The organism is Citrobacter sp. Cf118 (assembly GCF_030334095.1).
In the GTDB taxonomy this organism is placed as follows: Bacteria; Pseudomonadota; Gammaproteobacteria; order Enterobacterales; family Enterobacteriaceae; genus Citrobacter; species Citrobacter freundii.
In genome coordinates this window covers 888,230-911,783 of sequence record NZ_JAOWES010000087.1, presented here as the reverse complement: position 1 = coordinate 911,783, position 23,554 = coordinate 888,230, and the positions used below count along the sequence as shown (strand labels likewise).

Below are 23,554 nucleotides of genomic sequence, written 5' to 3'. Positions count from 1 at the left end.
AGTAACCGATGACAACCCAGTATGGATTTTTTATTGATTCCAGCCGTTGCACCGGTTGCAAAACCTGCGAACTGGCCTGCAAAGATTTTAAAAATTTAACCCCGGAGGTCAGCTTCCGCCGCATTTATGAGTATGCAGGCGGTGACTGGCAGGAGGACAACGGCGTCTGGCATCAGAATGTCTTTGCCTATTACCTCTCCATTGCCTGTAACCACTGTGAAGATCCGGCCTGTACCAAGGTTTGTCCGAGCGGCGCGATGCACAAACGTGAAGATGGCTTTGTCGTTGTCGATGAGGATGTGTGCATTGGCTGTCGGTATTGCCACATGGCCTGTCCTTACGGCGCGCCGCAGTACAATGCTGAAAAAGGGCATATGACTAAATGCGATGGCTGCCATGAGCGCGTCGCTGAAGGTAAAAAACCTATCTGCGTCGAATCCTGCCCACTGCGTGCGCTGGATTTTGGTCCGATTGAAGAGCTGCGCAAAAAGCATGGCACCCTGGCTGCGGTTGCGCCACTGCCGGGTGCGCACTTTACCAAACCGAGTATTGTCATCAAACCTAACGCCAATAGCCGCCCGACCGGGGATACCACAGGTTATCTGGCCAATCCGAAGGAGGTGTAAGATGGGAAGTGGATGGCATGAATGGCCGCTGATGATCTTCACGGTCTTCGGACAGTGTGTGGTTGGTGGCTTTATCGTTCTTGCGCTGGCGTTGATGAAAGGTGACTTGCGTCCAGAATCGCAGCAGCGCGTGATTGCCTGCATGTTTGGACTGTGGGTATTAATGGGCATTGGCTTCATTGCTTCTATGCTCCACCTGGGCTCGCCGATGCGCGCCTTTAACTCGCTCAATCGCGTTGGGTCTTCGGCGTTGAGTAACGAAATTGCCAGCGGTTCAATCTTCTTTGCCGTTGGTGGTATCGGCTGGCTGCTGGCCACGTTGAAAAAAATGTCGCCCGCATTACGCAATCTGTGGTTAGTTGTCACCATGGTGCTGGGTGTGGTTTTTGTCTGGATGATGGTACGCGTTTATAACACCATTGATACTGTGCCGACCTGGTACAGCGTCTGGACTCCGCTGGGCTTCTTCCTGACGATGTTTATGGGCGGTCCGCTGCTGGGGTATCTGTTACTGAGAATTGCTGGCGTGGATGGTTGGGCTATGCGCCTGCTGCCGGCAATTTCAGTGCTTGCTCTGGTCGTAAGCGCCATCATGTCTGTCATGCAAGGGGCTGAACTGGCGACGATCCACAGTTCGATTCAACAGGCTTCTGCGCTGGTTCCGGATTACGGCTCGCTGATGGCGTGGCGGATTGTGGCGCTGGCATTAGCGTTGTGCTGCTGGATTGTACCGCAAGTGAAGGGTTACCAGCCTGCCGTTCCGCTGCTTTCCGTGGCGTTTATTTTGCTGTTAGTCGGCGAGCTGATTGGTCGTGGCGTGTTCTACGGGCTGCATATGACAGTCGGTATGGCGGTGGCGAGTTAATCCAAACTATGCCGGATGGTAGCTTGCGTCTTATCAGGCCTACAGATCCGTAGGCCTTAAAGCTGCGCGTCATCAGGCAATATGTCAGGCCAGGGTTTTCGCCCTGGTTTTACTTCTGCTTAGTTAACGTGTCGTAGCTGGTCATCAGATTGCGGTAGTCCGGAATGTGATTCGAGAACAGCGTTGCCAGACCTTCGATATCGTTGCGCCAGTCGCGGTGCAGCTCGCACGCTACTCCGAACCATGTCATCAACTGAGCGCCTGCTTGAGACATCCGATCCCAAGCTGAATGACGGGTAATTTCATTAAATGTGCCTGAAGCATCGGTTACCACAAAGACGTCAAAGCCTTCTTCAATAGCTGAGAGCGCAGGGAAGGCGACGCAAACTTCCGTCACGACACCAGCGATAATCAGCTGCTTTTTGCCGGTCGCTTTCACTGCCTTCACGAAATCTTCGTTATCCCATGCGTTAATGTTTCCTGGGCGAGCAATATAGGGCGCATCGGGAAATTGCGCTTTCAGTTCCGGTACCAGCGGCCCGTTTGGTCCTGTCTCAAAACTGGTTGTCAGAATGGTTGGGAGGTTGAAGTATTTTGCTAAGTCACCCAGGGCTAGCACGTTGTTTTTAAATTTATCGGGATCGATATCCCGAACCAGAGAGAGCAGGCCAGCCTGATGGTCGACCAGCAGTACTGCCGCATTATCTTTATCAAGTCTTACGTAAGGTTTAGTCATGATATTTCTCCTGTTCAGCATCAGTGGGGGAAATTTGATGAATTTAAGTCTACGAAAAGAACGATATCTGGAGTAGATGCCTAAATAAGAACTCACGGTTCTATTTTGAAGACAATGCAGCTCAGCATCCCGCATTGAGTTTAGTAAGAAATAAAAGTAAGGGTAATCCATGAAATTTTTCGACTGAACGTAACGCGAGATTTTTGTTTTAGATCAATAAAAACAAGCAGATGTGATTTTGTATTTTTTATCTATTCACATTAAGAATCAGTAACGCAAATCGATCGACCAGAAAGCGCCTCAGCCCTTTGATTACGCCGATTGACAATGTTTTTAGCAGTGGCATGATGCGCATGAAATTTGAACTTCCTCACGGTTTTTATTCATGTCCACCTATACCCGTCCCGTCATGCTATTGCTGTGCGGGCTACTTCTGTTGACCCTGGCGATCGCCGTGTTAAACACGCTCGTCCCGCTTTGGCTCGCCCATGAAAATCTGCCCACCTGGCAGGTAGGCGTGGTGAGCTCGTCTTACTTTACCGGTAATCTGGTAGGGACGTTGTTGACAGGGTATTTAATAAAACATCTGGGTTTTAACCGCAGCTATTACATCGCCTCGCTTATTTTTGCTGCGGGCTGTGTCGGGCTGGGGATTATGGTGGGATTCTGGAGCTGGATGACCTGGCGTTTTATCGCCGGTGTTGGCTGCGCCATGATTTGGGTGGTGGTGGAAAGCGCGCTGATGTGCAGCGGGACTTCGCGTAATCGCGGACGTTTGCTTGCCGCCTATATGATGATCTATTACGTGGGGACGTTTTTAGGCCAACTGCTGGTGAGTAAAGTATCCACGGAATTGATGAACGTCCTGCCGTGGGTGACGGGTACTATCCTGGCGGGTGTTTTGCCACTGCTGTTTACGCGCATTGCCAATCAGCAGGGTGATGAGCAGCAGTCTACGCCTATTGTCTCCATGCTGAAACTCCGCCAGGCGCGTCTGGGCGTGAATGGCTGTATTATTTCCGGGATTGTGCTGGGGTCTTTGTATGGCCTGATGCCGCTGTATCTCAATCATCAGGGGGTGAGTAACGCCAGCATTGGTTTCTGGATGGCGGTCCTGGTAAGTGCAGGTATTCTGGGGCAATGGCCGATTGGCCGTCTGGCGGACAAGCTGGGACGTCTGTTGGTTTTACGCGTCCAGGTCTTCGTGGTGATCGTCGGGAGTATCGCCATGCTGAATCAGGCGGCGATGGCGCCCGCGTTGTTTATGTTGGGTGCGGCAGGCTTTACCCTCTACCCGGTCGCGATGGCCTGGGCCTGTGAAAAGGTGGAACATCATCAGCTGGTCGCCATGAATCAGGCATTGTTATTGAGCTATACCGTGGGCAGTCTGCTGGGTCCTTCATTTACTGCAATGCTGATGCAGAATTATTCAGATAGCTTGCTGTTTATCATGATCGCCAGCGTATCGTTTATTTATTTACTGATGTTGTTGCGTAAAACGGGCCATACACCCAATTCTATTGCGCACATTTGACCTGATTTAACAGAATATGAACAGGTTCCCATACATACTGTTTATGTATGCTTTATGGGAACCTGCATTATTTAATCACACACTTCTTTCCTAAAAATAAAGTGTGCAGAAGGTTATAGTTTTACATCCTGCCGTTTCCGCTCGCTCATTTTACCGCGCATAATCCCACGCCTCATTTATTGATAATCATAAAGCTTCCACGAAGGATTGCGTATGGCTGGTGTGCAGGAAAAACAATTGCGATGGTACAACATTGCATTGATGTCTTTTATTACCGTTTGGGGTTTTGGCAACGTCGTTAACAACTATGCTAATCAGGGATTAGTTGTTGTCTCCTCTTGGATATTTATTTTCGCGCTCTATTTTGTTCCTTATGCGTTGATCGTCGGTCAGCTTGGCTCGACTTTTAAAGAGGGCAAAGGCGGCGTCAGTACCTGGATTAAACATACCATGGGGCCAGGGCTGGCTTATCTTGCTGCATGGACCTATTGGGTTGTGCATATTCCTTATCTGGCGCAAAAACCGCAGGCTATTCTGATTGCGGTGGGATGGGCGCTGAAGGGCGATGGTTCGTTGATTAAAGAGTACACCGTCGTGGCGTTGCAGGGGCTGACGCTGGCGCTGTTTGTCTTTTTCATGTGGGTTGCGTCCCGTGGCATGAAGTCGCTGAAAATTGTTGGGTCAGTTGCAGGCATCGCGATGTTTGTGATGTCCATTTTGTATGTCGTGATGGCGGTAACTGCGCCTGCAATTACGGATGTGCAGATAGCGACAACTAATATCACCTGGGAATCGTTTATCCCGCACATTGATTTTACCTACATTACCACGATCTCCATGCTGGTCTTTGCCGTGGGCGGCGCGGAGAAAATTTCGCCATACGTTAATCAGACACGTAATCCGGGCAAAGAATTTCCGAAAGGGATGCTCGTTCTGGCTGTTATGGTGGCGGTATGTGCGATTCTCGGGTCGCTGGCTATGGGAATGATGTTTGACTCCCGGCATATTCCAGATGACCTGATGACGAATGGTCAATATTACGCCTTCCAGAAACTGGGCGAGTATTATGGTATGGGTAATTCGCTGATGGTTATTTACGCGATTGCCAATACGCTGGGACAGATTGCGGCATTGGTATTTTCTATTGATGCACCGCTTAAAGTTCTGCTGGGTGATGCTGATCGTAAATATATTCCCGAGAGCCTGTGTAAAACCAACGCTTCCGGTACGCCGGTAAATGGTTATATTCTGACGCTGGTGCTGGTGGCGATTCTGATTATGTTGCCAACACTGGGAATTGGCGACATGAATAATCTGTATAAATGGCTATTGAATCTTAACTCTGTCGTGATGCCATTGCGTTATTTATGGGTGTTTGTGGCGTTCATTGCCGTTATTCGTCTGGCGCAAAAATATAAATCGGAATATGTCTTTATTCGCAACCGATCGCTTGCGATGACCGTGGGGATCTGGTGCTTTGCCTTTACCGCATTTGCCTGTCTGACCGGGATTTTCCCGAAAATGGAAGCCTTCACCCCAGAGTGGACATTCCAGCTCACGCTGAATATTGTGACGCCATTTGTGCTGGTTGGACTGGGATTGATTTTCCCGTTACTGGCGAGAAGAGGGCGTTAAGGCAGAGTCAGGTGGGTAACGTATCTGTTACCCACCATAAAAATCAATACATCACTTTATGTCCATATTGCTCGAGAATACCCTTCACGCGCTCCATGGTCTCTTTCTTCGGCGGTTTGACGCCATCCAGTTTGTACTCTTCGCCCATTGCCACCCATTTGTGTTTGCCCAGCTCGTGGTAAGGCAGCAGCTCGATTTTTTCAACGTTGCCCATATCGCGGGTAAATTCGCCAAGGCGGTGTGCGGAGTCGTCATCGTCAGACCAGCCAGGTACGACAACATAGCGGATCCACACTTTGATGTCTTTGTTGGACAGGTAACGCGCGAACTCGAGTGTACGATGGTTAGATACACCCACCAGATTCTGATGGATTTCATCGTTCATTTGTTTGAGATCGAGCATGACCAGGTCGGTGACTTCCAGCAGCTCATCGATCACCGGATCGTAGCGGCGAACAAAACCATTAGTATCCAGACAAGTATGAATACCTTCTTTTTTACAGGCCCGGAACCAGTCACGTACGAATTCAGCTTGCAAGATAGCTTCGCCGCCAGACGCTGTCACGCCGCCGCCGGAGGCGTTCATAAAGTGGCGGTAGGTCACCACCTCTTTCATTAATTCGTCAACGGTAACTTCTTTACCGCCGTGCGTATCCCACGTGTCGCGGTTATGGCAATACAGGCAGCGCATCAGGCAGCCCTGAAAGAAGGTAATAAAACGGATGCCCGGGCCATCAACAGTGCCACAGGATTCAAAGGAGTGAATGCGACCAATAACTGACATTGCGGTGTTTCTCCAGGTGTGGCCCATCCGGGGCCAGTGTTAGTGCACAGTTATTAACTGTGTCGAGTCTGTTTTGGCTGCTATCCATAAGTATAGATGGCTGACAAAGCAGGCTATTAAAAAGGCCCCACTTACGTGGAGCCTTTATTGTACGCTTTTTAAAGTACGATTTCAGTCAAAACCAATTACATAGTCTGAGTGAAGGTACGAGTAATAACGTCCTGCTGCTGTTCTTTAGTCAGGGAGTTAAAACGTACTGCGTAGCCAGAAACGCGGATGGTCAGCTGCGGATATTTTTCCGGATGTTCCATCGCATCCAACAGCATTTCACGGTTCATGACGTTCACGTTCAGGTGCTGACCACCTTCGATGGACGCTTCGTGGTGGAAGTAACCATCCATCAGACCTGCCAGGTTGGTCTTACGAACTTCGTCGTCTTTACCCAGAGCGTTCGGAACGATAGAGAAGGTGTAAGAGATACCATCTTTAGCGTAAGCAAACGGCAGTTTAGCAACGGAGGTCAGAGAGGCAACAGCACCTTTCTGGTCACGGCCGTGCATCGGGTTAGCACCCGGTCCGAACGGCGCGCCAGCACGACGACCATCTGGGGTGTTACCAGTTTTCTTACCATAAACCACGTTAGAGGTGATGGTCAGAACAGACTGAGTCGGGATAGCGTTACGATAAGTAGTCAGTTTCTGAATTTTCTTCATGAAACGTTCTACCAGGTCAACCGCCATGTCATCAACGCGAGAGTCGTTGTTACCAAACTGCGGGTATTCGCCTTCGATTTCGAAGTCGATAGCCAGACCGTCTTCGTCACGAATCGGTTTAACTTTCGCATATTTGATTGCAGACAGGGAGTCAGCAGCAACGGACAGACCAGCGATACCACACGCCATGGTGCGGATAACGTCACGGTCGTGCAGCGCCATCAGAGAGGCTTCGTAGCTGTACTTGTCGTGCATGTAGTGGATAACGTTCAGTGCAGTGACGTACTGTTTAGCCAGCCAATCCATGAAGTGATCCATGCGGTCCATAACTTCGTCGAAGTTCAGAACGTCGCCTTTGATCGGTTCAGATTTAGGACCAACCTGCATTTTCAGTTTTTCATCAACGCCACCGTTGATTGCGTACAGCATGGTTTTCGCCAGGTTTGCACGCGCACCGAAGAACTGCATTTGTTTACCAACAACCATCGGGCTTACGCAGCAAGCGATAGCGTAGTCGTCGTTGTTGAAGTCCGGACGCATCAGGTCATCGTTCTCGTACTGCAGAGAAGAGGTGTCGATGGACACTTTAGCGGCGAATTTCTTGAAGTTCAGAGGCAGTTTTTCAGACCACAGAACAGTGATGTTCGGCTCCGGAGAAGGACCCATAGTGTACAGGGTGTTCAGGAAGCGGAAGCTGTTTTTGGTAACCAGAGTACGGCCATCAACGCCCATACCACCGATTGATTCAGTTGCCCAAATCGGGTCACCGGAGAACAGTTCATCATATTCAGGAGTACGCAGGAAGCGAACCATACGCAGTTTCATGACCAGGTGGTCGATCATTTCCTGTGCGTCTTGCTCGGTGATTTTGCCTGCTTTCAGGTCACGTTCGATGTAAGCATCCAGGAAGGTGGATACGCGACCGAAGGACATTGCTGCACCGTTCTGAGATTTAACTGCGGCCAGGTAGCCGAAGTAAGTCCACTGGATAGCTTCCTGAGCGTTGGTAGCCGGACCAGAGATATCGCAGCCATATTTAGCAGCCATTTCTTTGATCTGACCCAGAGCGCGGTGCTGTTCAGCGATTTCTTCACGCAGACGGATAGTTGCTTCCAGGTTTACGCCGTTTTCCAGATCGGACTGCAGAGAGACGAACTGAGCGTATTTGTCTTTCATCAGGTAGTCGATACCGTACAGCGCAACGCGACGGTAGTCACCGATGATACGGCCACGGCCATAGGCATCTGGCAGACCAGTCAGAACACCGGATTTACGGCAGTTCAGAATGTCTTTGGTGTAAACATCGAATACGCCCTGGTTGTGGGTTTTGCGGTATTCGGTGAAGATTTTTTTCAGCATCGGGTCCAGTTCACGATTGTACGCTTTGCAGGAACCTTCAACCATTTTGATGCCGCCAAACGGAATGATCGCACGTTTCAGCGGAGCTTCAGTCTGCAGACCAACAATCTTCTCGAGCGCTTTGTTGATGTAGCCAGCGTCGTGAGAAGTGATGGTAGAAGCAACGGAGGTGTCAAAGTCAACAGGCGCGTGAGTGCGGTTTTCCTGTTTAACGCCTTCCATCACGCTGTCCCACAGTGCAGTGGTCGCATCAGTTGCGCCAGCCAGGAAGGACTCGTCACCCTCATATGGAGTGTAGTTTTTCTGAATGAAGTCACGTACGTTTACTTCATTCTGCCAGTCACCTTTGGTAAAACCTTCCCAGGCTGTGGCTAACTTTTCATTAAGCTCGGACATGTAACACCTACCTTCTTAAGTGGATTTTTTATTTACTGCGTGTAATGGGCATCATCAGATTAATGATGATCGTTACCACGCAGATAAATGACCCAGTATGTCAACCCGACCAACAAACCGCCGCCGATAATGTTACCGATCGTAACCGGAATCAGGTTATCGGTGATGAAATTCATCACGGTCAGGTGAGAAAAATTCTCCGGAGAAGACCCAACAGCGGTCCAGAATTCCGGGGTGGCGAAATCGCGTATTACAATACCCATAGGGATCATAAACATGTTTGCGATACTGTGCTCAAAACCGCTGGCAACAAACATTGCGACCGGTAATACCATGATAAACGCTTTGTCCATCAGGCTGCGGCCCGAGTAGCTCATCCATACCGCCAGGCATACCATCAGGTTAGCCAGGATGCCAAGGCTTACTGCCTCAACAAAAGTATGGTGCACTTTGTGGTCGGCTGTTTGTAGGACGTTGAGCCCCCACGCGCCGTTGGCGGTCATGTATTCGCCGGAAAGCCACATCAATAGCACGAAGAGCAAGCAACCCACCAAGTTACCGACATAAACGTTAAGCCAGTTTTTCGCTAACTGACCCCAGGTAATACGACCACTGGCTTTAGCAACGACGATCAGTACGGTTGAAGTGAAGAGGTCTGCACCGCAGACAACACAAAGAATCAGCCCCAGGGAAAAGCAGATACCACCTACTAATTTCGCCATGCCGAAAGGCATAGTACCAGTGCCGGTTGTGGCGGTAATATAGAAAACAAAGGCAATTGAAATGAATACACCGGCAGTAATTGCCAGATAGAACGTCTTAAGCGGATGTTTCGTTGCTTTATAGACGCCTGCTTCTTCGGCAACTTTGGCCATTGCAGCAGGTAGAATAAGATCAAAAGGGTTGTCAGCTTTCACACTAACTCTCTCTTTATTAAGTCGGCGACGAGATACTAACAAAGCATTATAGATGAGAATTTGATATAGATCATATCTCGCCTGGCTTATAGGCCCGTAAGACGCATGGTTTTTATGCGATTACGGTGTAACATGTTGATTATCCATATAAAAATAAATTTTAAAAATTATAAAGTGAGTTGAATTTTTTCTTTCAGCCTCCTATGGGACGGTTAATTAAAATGGAGTAATTGAGATAAAAAACCACATTAATAAGCTAATTTTTTTAATATCAACCACTAATATTTAACCTTGTTTTTACATTTATTTTTTGGTTTGACCAAAATAAAAAACGGGGCGCTTTAAGCGCCCCGTAATATAGCTCAGACAATACATTTAGCCTACTCGAGGCAAGTTGTTTGTCACTATTTTGACCAGTGTGCCGCTTTCGCGCGTTGCAATTTCTCATAGGCTTTCAGCAGAGACTGATGTGCCGGGAATGCCTGCAGATCGCTGTCTACTGGCTGAAGTCCATAAAACGGAGCTTCACCACTCAGTGCCGCACTTGCCGCTTCAACCGCCTCAGCGCCGTACATGCGGACAAATGCGTTCAGATATTGCAGCGGCTGACGGTCCTCTTCCTGAGACAGCAGCAACAATGTTTGCAGGCAGCGATAGTAGTTTGCACGTTCCGCGCTAAAGACGGAGGCGTTAAATTCCATCGTCCATTCTGTCCACACCAGCGCCTGCTCCAGATCGCCACCGGCCAGCGCCAGCATCACTTTAAGCTCGCCAATACGCAGGGTGTACCAACCGTTATCCGCACCGGTCGCCAGACCGAGTAGCTCGCGCACGCGGGTGAAGTCGTCAAAACCTTCTTCATCCAGTTGTTCGATCAGATTGAGGTAGTCTTCTTTATCCCATTCGCTGCCCGGCAGAGAGAGAATGGTGTCACGCAGATGGGCGCCCATAGCGTTGTTGGCTAACCACAGATCTTCTGCCGGATAGATGTCAGACATTCCCGGCACAATAATGCGGCACGCGTAAACGCTCAGGTGCTCATAGTCAGCGATATACACTTCTTTATCTTCAGCATTGAAGATGGCCATCAGAGTGGCGAACTCTTCTTCCGTGGTGCCAGAGAAATTCCAGTCAACGAACGGATAGTCGGCATCCTGCTTGAACAGATCCCATGAGATCAAACCGCTGGAATCGATGAAGTGAGTTTCAAGGTTGGTATGTTCTGCCACTTCTTCATCGTCGAAGGTCGGTGGGGTGAAGACATCAAGATCCTTCAGACCACGACCCTGCAGCAGTTCAGTGACGGTACGCTCCAGCGCCACGCCGAAATCCGGGTGTGCGCCGAAGGAAGCGAAGCAGGTACCGTTGGTCGGGTTGAACAGGACAACACAAATCACCGGATACTTACCGCCCAGCGAGCCATCATAGGCAAAAATTGGGAAACCTTCAGCTTCCAGTGTGGCGATGGACTCCACCACTGCCGGATAGCGCGCCATCACCTCGGCCGGGATTTCCGGCAGGCTGATGCTTTCGGCGATAATACGGTTCTTCACATGACGCTCAAAGACTTCAGACAGGCCCTGAACGCGCGCTTCGTTAGGCGTGTTACCCGCGGACATGCCGTTAGAAACATACAGGTTGCCGATAATATTCATCGGAATATAGACAATCTGGTTATCCGACTGACGGGTAAACGGCAGGCCGCAGACGCCACGTTCTTCATTACCAGACTGCAGATCGATAAGCATGCTGCCAGTCAGTTCGTTATCTGGATCGTAAAATGCTCGCAGACGTGCATCCAGTAAACCTTCTGGTACATCGTCTTCTTCTGTCAGCGGGAACCATTTTTCGTTCGGATAATGCACGAACGGGCCATTGGCGATAGTTTCGCCCAACCAGAAATCCGCAAAGAAATAGTTAGTCGACAGACGCTCAAAGTATTCGCCCAGCGCGGAAGCCAACGCCGCTTTTTTCGTCGCGCCTTTACCGTTGGTGAAGCACAGCGCGCATTCTTTGTCGCGAATATGTACAGACCAGACGTTAGGGACGGGATTCAACCACGAGGCTTCTTCAATTTGAAAACCGAGGTCGAGCAATTTTTGCTGGAAGCGAGCGATGGAGTCTTCCAGAGCGGCATCTTTGCCGGGGATAAATGTTTGCGTCATGAAAATCACTTTTGTCGTACGGAAAGCGCGCAATGATACGGGTTTTCAATGAACGGCGCTATCGCCGCCGGAGCTCAGGCGTAAATAAAAGCATTGGCTATGCTTTCTTACAACCAACCACGTTTAGAGCATATTAATGAAAGCTTTCGATTTGCACCGTATGGCGCTTGATAAGGTGCCCATGGATTTTCTGGGGGAAGTTGCGTTACGCAGTCTCTACACCTTCATATTGGTTTTTCTGTTTTTAAAAATCACCGGACGTCGCGGCGTACGCCAGATGTCGCTTTTTGAAGTGCTGATCATCCTTACGCTGGGTTCTGCAGCGGGAGACGTGGCATTCTATGACGATGTCCCGATGCTGCCGGTGCTGGTGGTTTTTATTACTCTTGCTGTGCTGTATCGGTTGGTAATGTGGCTGATGGCGCATAGTGAAAAAATGGAGGACTTGCTGGAGGGCAAACCCGTCGTGATCATTGAAGATGGCGAGCTGGCATGGTCAAAGCTCAATAGTGCCAATATGACGGAATTTGAATTCTTTATGGAACTGCGTTTGAACGGCGTGGAGCAATTGGGACAGGTGAAACTGGCTATTCTGGAGACGAATGGACAAATCAGTGTCTACTTCTTTGCCGATGAAGACGTAAAGCCGGGGCTCAGTATTTTACCTAAGCACTGTACGCAACGATTTAAAGTAATGCCTGAAGCAGGGGACTATGCCTGTATACGTTGTAGCGAAGTGGTGCAAATGAACGCAGGAGATCATCAATTATGTCCACGCTGTGCAAATCCAGAATGGTCGAAGGCCAGTCGGGCAAAACGGGTTACCTGACAGCAAAAATCTCGGTTTTTACCCGTCAATCCGATAGATTCTGTTGTGTGACCAATGACACATTTTTACCCTGGTCAGTTTTACCCATTGCGGCGCGTGTCACTGAATGATAAAACCGATATCCACAGGAATAACTTATACCAATGTCTGTCACCGGATTATCGTCAATGACAGGATGTTGATTGGACAACAACACAACGTGGTGAGGGGAAATGGCTCAGGTCTTTAATTTTAGTTCAGGTCCGGCAATGCTACCGGCAGAAGTACTTAAACTGGCTCAACAGGATCTTCGCGACTGGAACGGTCTTGGCACGTCGGTGATGGAAATTAGCCACCGTGGCAAAGAATTCATCCAGGTCGCCGAGGAAGCGGAGCAAGATTTTCGTGATCTTCTTAGCATCCCCTCCAATTATAAAGTGTTGTTCTGCCATGGCGGTGGTCGTGGGCAGTTCGCGGGTATCCCGTTAAATATTCTGGGTGATAAAACCACCGCGGATTACGTCGATGCCGGTTATTGGGCCGCCAGTGCAATTAAAGAAGCGAAAAAATACTGCACGCCAAACGTTATTGATGCCAAAGTCACCGTGGACGGCCTGCGTGCTGTTAAGCCGATGAGTGAATGGCAGCTTTCTGATAACGCGGCGTACCTGCACTATTGTCCGAACGAAACTATCGATGGCATTGCGATCGATGAAACACCGAATTTTGCCAGCAACGTTGTGGTCACGGCTGATCTGTCCTCTACCATTCTTTCCGCACCGCTTGACGTTAGCCGTTACGGCGTAATTTATGCCGGGGCACAGAAAAACATCGGCCCGGCCGGCCTGACGATTGTCATCGTCCGTGAAGATTTGCTGGGTAAAGCTCATGTATCATGCCCGTCAATCCTCGACTATACCGTGCTGAATGACAACGACTCCATGTTCAATACACCGCCAACCTTTGCCTGGTATCTGTCTGGCCTGGTCTTTAAATGGCTGAAAAAGCAGGGCGGTGTTAATGCAATGGATAAAATTAACCAGCAAAAAGCGGAACTGCTGTACGGCGTAATTGATAACAGCGATTTCTACCGTAACGATGTGGCGAAATCCAACCGTTCGCGCATGAACGTACCGTTCCAGCTGGCTGACAGCGCACTGGATAAACTGTTCCTGGAAGAGTCTTTTGCTGCGGGCCTGCACGCGCTGAAAGGGCATCGTGTGGTCGGCGGTATGCGTGCGTCCATCTACAATGCAATGCCGCTTGAAGGTGTAAAAGCACTGACCGATTTCATGGTCGATTTTGAACGCCGTCGCGGCTAATCTGCTGTACTTTTCATCCCCACAGCCTGTCTGTGGGGTTTTTATGTCTGTTTTTGAGAGTCGAGTTTCATGGAATCCCTGACGTTACAACCCATTGCGCGGGTGGATGGCACAATCAATCTGCCTGGATCCAAAAGTGTTTCTAACCGCGCTTTGCTGCTGGCCGCATTAGCCAATGGCACCACTGTCCTGACCAACCTGCTGGACAGCGATGATGTTCGCCATATGCTCAATGCTCTGAATGTGTTAGGGATTAGCTATACCCTTTCTGCTGATCGTACCCGCTGCGAGATTATTGGCAATGGTGGTGCATTACATGCGCAAGGCTCAGTGGAACTGTTCCTTGGTAATGCCGGAACCGCAATGCGCCCGCTGGCCGCAGCGCTATGTCTGGGCAGCAATGACATCGTGCTGACGGGCGAACCGCGCATGAAAGAGCGCCCGATAGGCCATCTGGTTGATGCGCTGCGCCAGGGCGGAGCCAAAATTGACTATCTGGAGCAGGAAAACTATCCACCTTTACGTCTGCGCGGTGGCTTTACCGGAGGCCAGGTTGAGGTAGACGGTAGCGTTTCCAGCCAGTTCCTCACTGCGCTGCTGATGACTGCGCCGCTTGCGCCGCAGGATACGACGATTGCAATTAAAGGTGACCTGGTATCCAAACCTTACATTGATATCACACTGAACCTGATGAAAACGTTTGGTGTTGAAATTGAAAATCAAAACTACCAGCGCTTTGTCGTGAAGGGGCAGCAGCAGTACCAGTCACCGGGTGCATACCTGGTTGAAGGTGATGCTTCTTCCGCTTCCTATTTCCTCGCGGCGGGTGCCATTAAAGGCGGTACGGTAAAAGTTACCGGGATTGGTCGTAACAGCATGCAGGGTGATATTCGTTTTGCCGATGTACTGGAAAAAATGGGTGCTACCATTACATGGGGCAACGATTTTATTGCCTGTACTCGCGGCGAGTTGAACGCAGTGGATATGGATATGAACCATATTCCTGATGCGGCGATGACCATTGCAACGGCGGCGCTGTTTGCGAAAGGCACCACGACATTACGTAATATCTACAACTGGCGCGTCAAAGAGACCGATCGTCTGTTCGCGATGGCGACGGAGTTACGCAAAGTGGGCGCGGAAGTGGAAGAGGGGCATGACTTTATCCGCATCACCCCGCCTGCAACATTGCAATTTGCGGACATCGCGACCTACAACGATCACCGCATGGCGATGTGTTTCTCGCTGGTGGCGCTATCTGACACGCCTGTGACCATTCTTGATCCAAAATGTACCGCCAAAACTTTCCCTGATTATTTCGAACAGCTGGCGCGTATTAGTACATCTGCCTGATTTCATTGCCGCACTTTCGGGTGCGGCACATTCTGACATCTCCGATTGCCTATTTATTCTACACTCAGCTTCAATGATTCTGCATTTTTCACACAAAGATAACGATCGTTGGCGTTGGCGCGTATAATGCGCGGCGTTCACGTTAATGTACGCCCGTTTAAGGAGAAAAAGATGACGGCAATTGCCCCGGTTATTACCATTGATGGCCCAAGCGGTGCAGGAAAAGGCACCTTGTGCAAGGCAATGGCGGAAGCATTGCAGTGGCATCTGTTAGATTCAGGCGCGATCTACCGCGTACTGGCGCTCGCAGCGTTACATCACCATGTTGATGTAACATCTGAAGATGCTCTGGTACCGCTTGCCTCACACCTTGATGTGCGTTTTATCTCAACAGACGGCAACCTTGAAGTCATTCTTGAAGGTGAGGATGTCAGCGGTGAAATACGCACTCAGGAAGTGGCGAATGCCGCCTCTCAGGTCGCGGCGTTTCCTCGCGTGCGTGAAGCGCTTTTACGTCGTCAACGCGCATTTCGCGAAACCCCAGGTCTGATTGCTGATGGACGTGATATGGGGACCGTGGTGTTCCCGGATGCGCCGGTGAAAATTTTTCTGGACGCCTCCTCGCAAGAACGTGCGCATAGACGTATGCTACAGTTGCAGGAGAAGGGCTTTAGTGTTAACTTTGAACGCCTTTTGGCCGAGATCGAAGAACGCGATTATCGCGATCGTAACCGTGCTGTAGCGCCGCTGGTTCCTGCTGCTGATGCTTTAGTTTTGGATTCAACCCGATTAAGCATTGAGCAAGTGATTGAAAAAGCGTTACAATACGCGCGCCAAAAACTGGCTCTCGCTTAAGTGCGACCGAATTTGCAGTACCCCCGTTGCAATGGATTGACAGCGGGTATGTTAAACAACCCCATCCGGCATGGAGCCAGGTGGACGTTAAATATGAAACCTGAAGATTAAACATGACTGAATCTTTTGCTCAACTGTTTGAAGAATCCTTAAAAGAAATCGAAACCCGTCCGGGTTCCATCGTTCGTGGTGTTGTTGTTGCTATCGACAAAGACGTAGTACTGGTTGACGCTGGTCTGAAATCTGAGTCCGCCATTCCGGCAGAGCAGTTCAAAAACGCCCAGGGCGAGCTGGAAATCCAGGTTGGTGACGAAGTTGACGTTGCTCTGGATGCAGTAGAAGACGGCTTCGGTGAAACCCTGCTGTCCCGTGAAAAAGCTAAACGTCACGAAGCTTGGATCACGCTGGAAAAAGCTTACGAAGAAGCTGCAACCGTTACTGGTGTTATCAATGGCAAAGTCAAGGGTGGCTTCACTGTTGAGCTGAATGGTATTCGCGCGTTCCTGCCGGGTTCCCTGGTAGACGTTCGTCCGGTCCGCGACACGCTGCACCTGGAAGGCAAAGAGCTTGAATTCAAAGTAATCAAGCTGGATCAGAAGCGTAACAACGTTGTTGTTTCCCGTCGTGCCGTTATCGAATCCGAAAACAGCGCAGAACGCGATCAGCTGCTGGAAAACCTGCAGGAAGGCATGGAAGTTAAAGGTATCGTTAAGAACCTCACTGACTACGGTGCATTCGTTGATCTGGGTGGCGTTGACGGCCTGCTGCACATCACCGACATGGCATGGAAACGCGTTAAGCATCCGAGCGAAATCGTAAACGTTGGCGACGAAATCACTGTTAAAGTGCTGAAGTTCGACCGCGAGCGTACTCGTGTATCTCTGGGCCTGAAACAGCTGGGCGAAGATCCATGGGTAGCTATCGCTAAGCGTTATCCAGAAGGTACCAAACTGACTGGTCGCGTGACCAACCTGACCGACTACGGCTGCTTCGTTGAAATCGAAGAAGGCGTTGAAGGCCTGGTTCACGTTTCCGAAATGGATTGGACCAACAAAAACATCCACCCGTCCAAAGTTGTTAACGTTGGCGACGTAGTGGAAGTTATGGTTCTGGATATCGACGAAGAACGTCGTCGTATCTCCCTGGGTCTGAAGCAGTGCAAAAACAACCCATGGCAGCAGTTCGCGGAAACCCACAACAAGGGCGACCGTGTTGAAGGTAAAATCAAGTCTATCACTGACTTCGGTATCTTCATCGGCCTGGACGGCGGCATCGACGGCCTGGTTCACCTGTCTGACATCTCCTGGAACGTTGCAGGCGAAGAAGCAGTTCGTGAATACAAAAAAGGCGACGAAATCGCAGCAGTTGTTCTGCAGGTTGACGCAGAGCGTGAGCGTATCTCTCTGGGCGTTAAACAGCTCGCAGAAGATCCGTTCAACAACTGGGTTGCACTGAACAAGAAAGGCGCAATCGTAAACGGTAAAGTCACTGCAGTTGACGCTAAAGGCGCAACCGTAGAACTGGCTGACGGCGTTGAAGGTTACCTGCGCGCTTCTGAAGCTTCACGTGACCGCGTTGAAGATGCAACTCTGGTTCTGAGCGTAGGCGACGACGTTGAAGCTAAATTCACCGGCGTTGATCGTAAGAACCGTGCAATCAGCCTGTCTGTTCGTGCTAAAGACGAAGCTGATGAGAAAGATGCAATCGCAACTGTTAACAAACAGGAAGATGCTAACTTCTCTAACAACGCAATGGCTGAAGCTTTCAAAGCAGCTAAAGGCGAGTAATATCGAGTGCTCTAAATCCTTTGTGCTGTTAACGGCACAAAGGATGACGAGTAGCTTGACAGATTACAGGATTCGTCCTGTAATCAATGACAAAGGGCGGCTACGGCCGCCCTTAATCAATGCAGCAGCTAATTATGCCTTTAAGGAACCGGAGGAATCATGACCAAGTCAGAATTGATTGAAAGACTTGCAACCCAGCAACCTCATATTCCCGCGAAAGCGGTTGAAGATGCAGTTAAAGAGATGCTGGAACATATGGCCTCGACTCTTGCGCAGGGCGAGCGTATTGAAATCCGCGGTTTCGGCAGCTTCTCTTTGCATTACCGCGCACCACGCACCGGACGTAATCCGAAGACCGGCGATAAAGTGGATCTGGAAGGGAAATACGTTCCGCACTTTAAACCAGGTAAAGAACTGCGCGATCGCGCCAATATTTACGGTTAAGTTTTTAGCGAGACTTAACGCCGAGAAAAGCACCCGCATGGGTGCTTTTTTCATTTCTGTGCGCCTATCCTGGAATCCTCATCCCAGTTAATTTGTACGTTACAACCCCCACTAAATGTCTGCGGAACTCAGGTCGTATAACGATAAATTGATGCCAGACAACCGTCGAAGAGTACTGCACACTCCCTGTAACAGGGAGATTATTGATGAAAATAACAACGGTGAGTACGTGTGCATTATTCGGCATTCTCCCACTCATGCTATTACCTACGCTGCCAGGCATGTTGTGTATCGGCATTGTATTTTGTCTGGCATGTCTGCTCTGTTTTCTCCCCCACAAATACATACGTTCCGCCGGACTAACCCTGCTGTTTTTTCTTTGGGGAATCCTGGCTGCGAAAGAGGCTCTGTGGGCCGGTAATACGCTGCCTGCGAAAACCCAGCAAGCCATTGTGCGGATAACCGGAACTGACAATATGACAACGCACTACGGCCAAATCACTCACCTTCAGGGGAAACGAATCTTTCCTGCACAAGGAATCGTCTTGTACGGACAGTATTTACCCGGTGATGTTTGTGCGGGTCAGACATGGGCGATGACGTTGAAAGTCCGCGCCGTACACGGTCAATTAAACGAAGGCGGATTTGATAGCCAGCGTTTCGCATTGGCGCAGCATCAACCGTTGACGGGGCGATTCTTACAGGCTTCGGTTATCACACCACAATGCAGTTTGCGTTCGCGATTTCTCGACTCGTTGAAAACGGTACTCGCCGACTATCCCTGGCAGCAGGTTATACTGGGTCTGGGAATGGGTGAGCGCTTGTCCGTGTCACCAGAGGTGAAAACGATTATGCGTGATACCGGCACGGCTCATTTGATGGCTATCTCCGGGCTGCATATTGCGTTTGCTGCACTTCTGGCTGCCGGAATAATTCGCGCGGGACAATTTTTTATGCCCGCCAGATGGATTTGCTGGCAGGTTCCATTAGTGGGTGGGATTGTCTGCGCAACATTATATGCCTGGCTGACGGGGCTGCAACCCCCGGCATTACGAACGGTTGTTGCGCTGCTAGTCTGGGGGGCGCTAAGACTTAGCAGCAGGCAGTGGAGCGGATGGTCGGTATGGATCTGCTGTCTGGCAGCCATTCTGGTGGTGGATCCTGTTGCCGTTCTTTCGCAAAGTCTATGGTTGTCTGCATCCGCCGTTGCGGCACTGCTGTTCTGGTACCAATGGGTACCGCTCCCGGACTGGCCGCTGTCGCGTGCTGGTCGTCAATTTCTGGCGCTGGCTCATCTGCAATTGGGTATTACGCTTCTGCTTCTTCCCGTACAAATCGCAATGTTTCACGGTTTTAGTCTGACCTCGTTTCCGGCTAATTTGTTTGCCGTCCCTTTGGTCACGTTTGTTTCCGTACCCTTGATATTAGCAGGCATGATCGTGCATTTAGCCGGACTGGTGATGATTGAATCGAATCTGTGGTATTTAGCGGATCGCTCTCTGGCGCTACTATTTTGGGGGCTCAGGAGCCTGCCTGAAGGGTGGATCAATATTGATGCACGCTGGCAATGGCTCGCATTTTTACCCGGAATGATGATTATCGCATGGCGACTAAATATCTTGCGTACGCTACCGGTGGTCTGTTTCTCTGCGCTACTTTTGCTGAGTGGGCCGCTTTGGCGTGCACCGCGTACAGATGCGTGGCAAGTGCATATGCTGGATGTCGGGCAGGGGCTGGCGATGGTGATTGTGCGTAATGGAAAAGCGCTGCTTTACGATACCGGTCTGGCATGGCCTGAAGGCGATAGCGCGCAACAGCTGATTATTCCCTGGTTGCGTTGGCATAATCTGGAGCCGGAAGGGGTCATTTTAAGCCATGAACATATGGATCACTGGGGAGGGTTGCACTCCTTACAACAAGCCTGGCCATCACTATGGATAAGAAGTCCGCTAGGCTGGAAAGGACACCTCCCGTGTTTTCGCGGAGAACGTTGGCAATGGCAAGGGTTAACCTTCAGTGCGCACTGGCCTGTGCGTGGAAATACAGGGCAGGGGAATAACCACTCCTGCGTGGTTAAAGTTGATGATGGGTATCAGAGTGTTCTGCTGACCGGCGATATTGAGTCTCCCGCTGAACAAAAAATGCTAAGTCACTACTGGCAGCATCTGCAGTCTACGGTGGTACAGGTTCCGCATCATGGCAGCAATACTTCATCATCACTGGCACTCATTCAGCGAGTTGACGGGCAGGCCGCACTAGCCTCTGCATCTCGTTACAACGCCTGGCGTCTGCCATCCTGGAAAGTGAAGCAACGTTATCGGAAACAAAATTATCAATGGCTGGATACACCACATCAGGGGCAGATTACGCTGGATTTTTACCAAAAAAACTGGCGAATACACAGCTTGCGGGATCAGATTTTACCTCGTTGGTATCATCAGTGGTTTGGCGTGTCGGAGGATAACGGGTAGAATATGCGGCTATTCTAACAAATGCTGGTTTTTTGAATGCATAACGATAAAGATCTCTCTACGTGGCAGACGTTTCGCCGACTATGGCCAACCATAGCGCCTTTTAAATCGGGTCTGATCGTGGCGGGTATAGCGTTAGTCCTTAACGCGGCCAGCGATACCTTCATGTTATCGCTCCTTAAACCATTACTGGATGATGGTTTTGGTAAAACGGATCGTTCGGTGCTGCTGTGGATGCCGCTGGTGGTCATTGGGCTGATGATAGTTCGTGGCTTAACCAGTTATGTCTCCAGCTACTGTATCTCATGGGTGTCAGGCAAAGTGGTCATGACCATGCGTCGCCGCCTGTTTGGTCATATGATGGGCATGCCAGTCTCCTTTTTTGATAAACAGTCTACAGGTACGCTGTTGTCACGTATTACCTATGATTCAGAGCAGGTCGCGTCATCGTCTTCCGGCGCGCTGATCACCGTGGTACGTGAAGGGGCCTCAATCATTGGCCTGTTTATCATGATGTTCTATTACAGCTGGCAGCTGTCACTGATCCTGATTGTACTGGCGCCAATTGTGTCAGTGGCGATCCGTGTGGTTTCCAAGCGCTTTCGTAGCATCAGTAAAAACATGCAAAACACCATGGGGCAGGTTACGACCAGTGCGGAGCAGATGCTGAAAGGCCACAAAGAAGTTCTGATTTTTGGTGGTCAGGAAGTCGAAACCAAGCGCTTTGATAAGGTCAGCAACAAGATGCGTTTGCAGGGTATGAAGATGGTCTCCGCTTCTTCTATCTCCGACCCTATCATCCAGTTGATTGCGTCTCTGGCTTTGGCCTTCGTGTTATATGCGGCCAGCTTCCCAAGCGTAATGGAAAACCTGACGGCAGGGACAATTACGGTTGTCTTCTCCTCAATGATCGCATTAATGCGTCCGTTGAAATCGCTGACCAACGTCAACGCGCAGTTCCAGCGCGGTATGGCGGCATGCCAGACCTTATTTACGATTCTGGATAGCGAACAGGAGAAAGATGAAGGTAAACGTGTTATCGAGCGTGCTACCGGCGATCTCGAGTTCCGCAACGTGACTTTCACCTATCCGGGACGTGAAGTACCGGCTCTGCGCAACATCAACCTGAATATTCCCGCGGGTAAAACCGTTGCTCTGGTTGGCCGTTCGGGCTCAGGAAAATCCACCATCGCCAGCCTGATTACGCGCTTCTACGATATTGATGAAGGGCAGATTCTGATGGACGGACACGATCTGCGCGAATATACCCTGGCATCCCTGCGCGATCAGGTTGCGTTGGTTTCGCAGAATGTGCACCTGTTTAACGATACGGTTGCCAACAACATCGCCTACGCGCGTACCGATATGTACAGTCGTGAGCAGATCGAAAAAGCGGCACAGATGGCCTACGCCATGGATTTCATCAACAAGATGGATAATGGTCTGGATACGGTGATTGGTGAAAACGGCGTCCTGCTTTCCGGCGGACAACGTCAGCGTATCGCTATCGCCCGTGCCTTGTTGCGTGACAGTCCAATTCTGATCCTTGATGAAGCAACATCAGCTCTTGATACCGAATCTGAACGTGCGATTCAGTCTGCGCTGGATGAGCTACAGAAAAACCGTACTTCTCTGGTCATTGCTCACCGTCTTTCAACCATTGAACAAGCCGACGAAATCATCGTGGTGGAGGATGGTCTGATTGTCGAACGCGGAACCCATAGCGACCTGATTGAGCAGCGTGGGGTCTATGCGCAATTACACAAAATGCAATTCGGTCAATGATCGCACGTATCTGGTCTGGTGAATCGCCGCTGTGGCGATTGTTACTTCCACTCTCCTGGCTTTATGGCCTGGTGAGTGGTGGGATCCGTCTATGCTACAAGCTTGGGCTGAAACGCGCTTGGCGCGCGCCAGTACCGGTTGTGGTGGTCGGAAACCTTACAGCCGGCGGCAATGGCAAAACACCGGTGGTGATTTGGCTGGTTGAACAACTGCAGCAACGCGGGATTCGCGTGGGCGTGGTGTCGCGTGGTTACGGCGGGAAAGCGGCTGCTTACCCGTTGTTATTGACCGCAGAGACCACTACCGCAGAAGCGGGTGATGAACCTGTGCTGATCGCCCAACGTACCGGCGTGCCGGTAGCGGTATCCCCGGTAAGATCTGATGCGGTAAAAGCCATTTTGGCCCAACATGACGTGCAGATTATTGTGACCGACGATGGGCTACAGCACTATCGTCTGGCGCGAGATGTTGAAATCGTGGTTATTGACGGCGAACGTCGGTTTGGCAACGGCTGGTGGCTTCCCGCTGGTCCAATGCGGGAACGCGCAGGTCGTCTAAAATCGGTGGATGCGACTATTGTTAACGGTGGCGTTGCGCAACCAGGGGAAATCCCTATGCGACTTGAACCGGGGCTGGCCGTTAATTTACGTACAGGTGAACGCCGTGATGTATCGCAATTGCCCAATATTGTCGCCATGGCGGGCATTGGCCACCCACCGCGTTTTTTTGCCACGCTGAAAGCATGCGGTGCCAGCGTGCAAAAAAGCATTGCGCTGGCAGACCATCAGTCTCTGACCTACAGTGACGTCAGTGCGTTTGTAAACGCCGGGCAAACGCTGATGATGACGGAAAAAGATGCGGTTAAGTGCCGGGCATTTGCCGATGAAAACTGGTGGTATTTACCTGTTGACGCTCATTTGTCAGGCGATCGGCCTGACGTGTTGCTGGATAGCTTAATCTCGCTGACTCGCTAACTGATTCACGCTGCGGCAGCGAATC

At 50.4% G+C, this 23,554-nt stretch carries 18 protein-coding genes; 13 read left to right on the top strand and 5 right to left on the bottom strand.

Going from position 1 to position 23,554, the window contains the following annotated elements; translation table 11 throughout:
* The first annotated feature begins 8 nt into the window (after window positions 1-8).
* The gene (locus tag OGX67_RS19690; RefSeq protein ID WP_003035741.1) at window positions 9-626 is read left to right on the top strand and encodes a DMSO/selenate family reductase complex B subunit; all 618 of its coding nucleotides are present in this window, start codon (window positions 9-11) and stop codon (window positions 624-626) included.
* Window position 627: 1 nt separating this feature from the next.
* Window positions 628-1,491, top strand: coding sequence for a dimethyl sulfoxide reductase anchor subunit family protein (locus OGX67_RS19685; protein WP_003035744.1), 864 nt, complete (start codon window positions 628-630; stop codon window positions 1,489-1,491).
* Window positions 1,492-1,600: 109 nt separating this feature from the next.
* On the opposite strand, the gene ycaC is transcribed toward OGX67_RS19685, so the two are convergent.
* The gene (gene ycaC / locus OGX67_RS19680; RefSeq protein WP_003035746.1) at window positions 1,601-2,227 is read right to left on the bottom strand and encodes an isochorismate family cysteine hydrolase YcaC; all 627 of its coding nucleotides are present in this window, start codon (window positions 2,225-2,227) and stop codon (window positions 1,601-1,603) included.
* A gap of 385 nt (window positions 2,228-2,612) precedes the next feature.
* On the opposite strand from ycaC, the gene OGX67_RS19675 reads away from it, so the two are divergent.
* Together OGX67_RS19675 and OGX67_RS19670 are read left to right on the top strand one after the other, a co-directional pair.
* The gene (locus OGX67_RS19675; RefSeq protein WP_003836902.1) at window positions 2,613-3,761 is read left to right on the top strand and encodes an MFS transporter; all 1,149 of its coding nucleotides are present in this window, start codon (window positions 2,613-2,615) and stop codon (window positions 3,759-3,761) included.
* 213 nt (window positions 3,762-3,974) lie between these two features.
* Window positions 3,975-5,396 (top strand): amino acid permease, encoded by a 1,422-nt coding sequence (locus OGX67_RS19670; RefSeq protein ID WP_071697300.1) that lies wholly within the window; start codon window positions 3,975-3,977, stop codon window positions 5,394-5,396.
* Window positions 5,397-5,439: 43 nt separating this feature from the next.
* Here OGX67_RS19670 and pflA read toward each other — a convergent pair whose 3' ends face one another.
* The 4 genes from pflA to ycaO form a co-directional block, all read right to left on the bottom strand.
* Window positions 5,440-6,180, bottom strand: a complete 741-nt coding sequence (gene pflA / locus OGX67_RS19665) for a pyruvate formate lyase 1-activating protein (protein ID WP_003035751.1) — start codon at window positions 6,178-6,180, stop codon at window positions 5,440-5,442.
* Window positions 6,181-6,365: 185 nt separating this feature from the next.
* Window positions 6,366-8,648 (bottom strand): formate C-acetyltransferase, encoded by a 2,283-nt coding sequence (gene pflB, locus OGX67_RS19660; RefSeq protein WP_003035753.1) that lies wholly within the window; start codon window positions 8,646-8,648, stop codon window positions 6,366-6,368.
* A gap of 59 nt (window positions 8,649-8,707) precedes the next feature.
* Window positions 8,708-9,565: a formate transporter FocA gene (gene focA / locus OGX67_RS19655; protein ID WP_003035756.1), complete on the bottom strand. Its 858-nt coding sequence runs from the start codon at window positions 9,563-9,565 to the stop codon at window positions 8,708-8,710.
* A 404-nt stretch (window positions 9,566-9,969) separates the two neighbouring features.
* A complete protein-coding gene (ycaO, locus tag OGX67_RS19650) occupies window positions 9,970-11,730 on the bottom strand; it encodes a 30S ribosomal protein S12 methylthiotransferase accessory factor YcaO (protein ID WP_003035758.1) in 1,761 nt (586 codons plus the stop codon).
* A 136-nt stretch (window positions 11,731-11,866) separates the two neighbouring features.
* On the opposite strand from ycaO, the gene OGX67_RS19645 reads away from it, so the two are divergent.
* The 9 genes from OGX67_RS19645 (at window position 11,867) to lpxK (ending at window position 23,529) form a co-directional block, all read left to right on the top strand.
* Entirely contained in the window at window positions 11,867-12,559 is a 693-nt protein-coding gene (locus OGX67_RS19645) for a DUF421 domain-containing protein (RefSeq protein ID WP_003847009.1), read from the top strand.
* Between the two features lie 212 nt (window positions 12,560-12,771).
* Entirely contained in the window at window positions 12,772-13,860 is a 1,089-nt protein-coding gene (gene serC / locus OGX67_RS19640; RefSeq protein WP_003847007.1) for a 3-phosphoserine/phosphohydroxythreonine transaminase, read from the top strand.
* A gap of 69 nt (window positions 13,861-13,929) precedes the next feature.
* On the top strand, window positions 13,930-15,213 hold the full coding sequence (gene aroA / locus OGX67_RS19635; RefSeq protein WP_003035768.1) for a 3-phosphoshikimate 1-carboxyvinyltransferase: 1,284 nt from the start codon (window positions 13,930-13,932) through the stop codon (window positions 15,211-15,213).
* A 171-nt stretch (window positions 15,214-15,384) separates the two neighbouring features.
* Window positions 15,385-16,068 (top strand): (d)CMP kinase, encoded by a 684-nt coding sequence (gene cmk / locus OGX67_RS19630; RefSeq protein ID WP_003035772.1) that lies wholly within the window; start codon window positions 15,385-15,387, stop codon window positions 16,066-16,068.
* A 113-nt stretch (window positions 16,069-16,181) separates the two neighbouring features.
* Window positions 16,182-17,855: a 30S ribosomal protein S1 gene (gene rpsA, locus OGX67_RS19625; RefSeq protein WP_003035776.1), complete on the top strand. Its 1,674-nt coding sequence runs from the start codon at window positions 16,182-16,184 to the stop codon at window positions 17,853-17,855.
* Between the two features lie 159 nt (window positions 17,856-18,014).
* Window positions 18,015-18,299 (top strand): integration host factor subunit beta, encoded by a 285-nt coding sequence (ihfB, locus tag OGX67_RS19620; RefSeq protein WP_003035780.1) that lies wholly within the window; start codon window positions 18,015-18,017, stop codon window positions 18,297-18,299.
* 206 nt (window positions 18,300-18,505) lie between these two features.
* The gene (locus OGX67_RS19615) at window positions 18,506-20,770 is read left to right on the top strand and encodes a ComEC family protein (RefSeq protein WP_286527028.1); all 2,265 of its coding nucleotides are present in this window, start codon (window positions 18,506-18,508) and stop codon (window positions 20,768-20,770) included.
* Window positions 20,771-20,806: 36 nt separating this feature from the next.
* Window positions 20,807-22,555, top strand: coding sequence for a lipid A ABC transporter ATP-binding protein/permease MsbA (gene msbA / locus OGX67_RS19610; protein ID WP_003035784.1), 1,749 nt, complete (start codon window positions 20,807-20,809; stop codon window positions 22,553-22,555).
* The gene (lpxK, locus tag OGX67_RS19605) at window positions 22,552-23,529 is read left to right on the top strand and encodes a tetraacyldisaccharide 4'-kinase (protein ID WP_003035787.1); all 978 of its coding nucleotides are present in this window, start codon (window positions 22,552-22,554) and stop codon (window positions 23,527-23,529) included. The genes msbA and lpxK overlap by 4 nt, the downstream gene beginning before the upstream one ends.
* Window positions 23,530-23,554 lie beyond the last annotated feature (25 nt).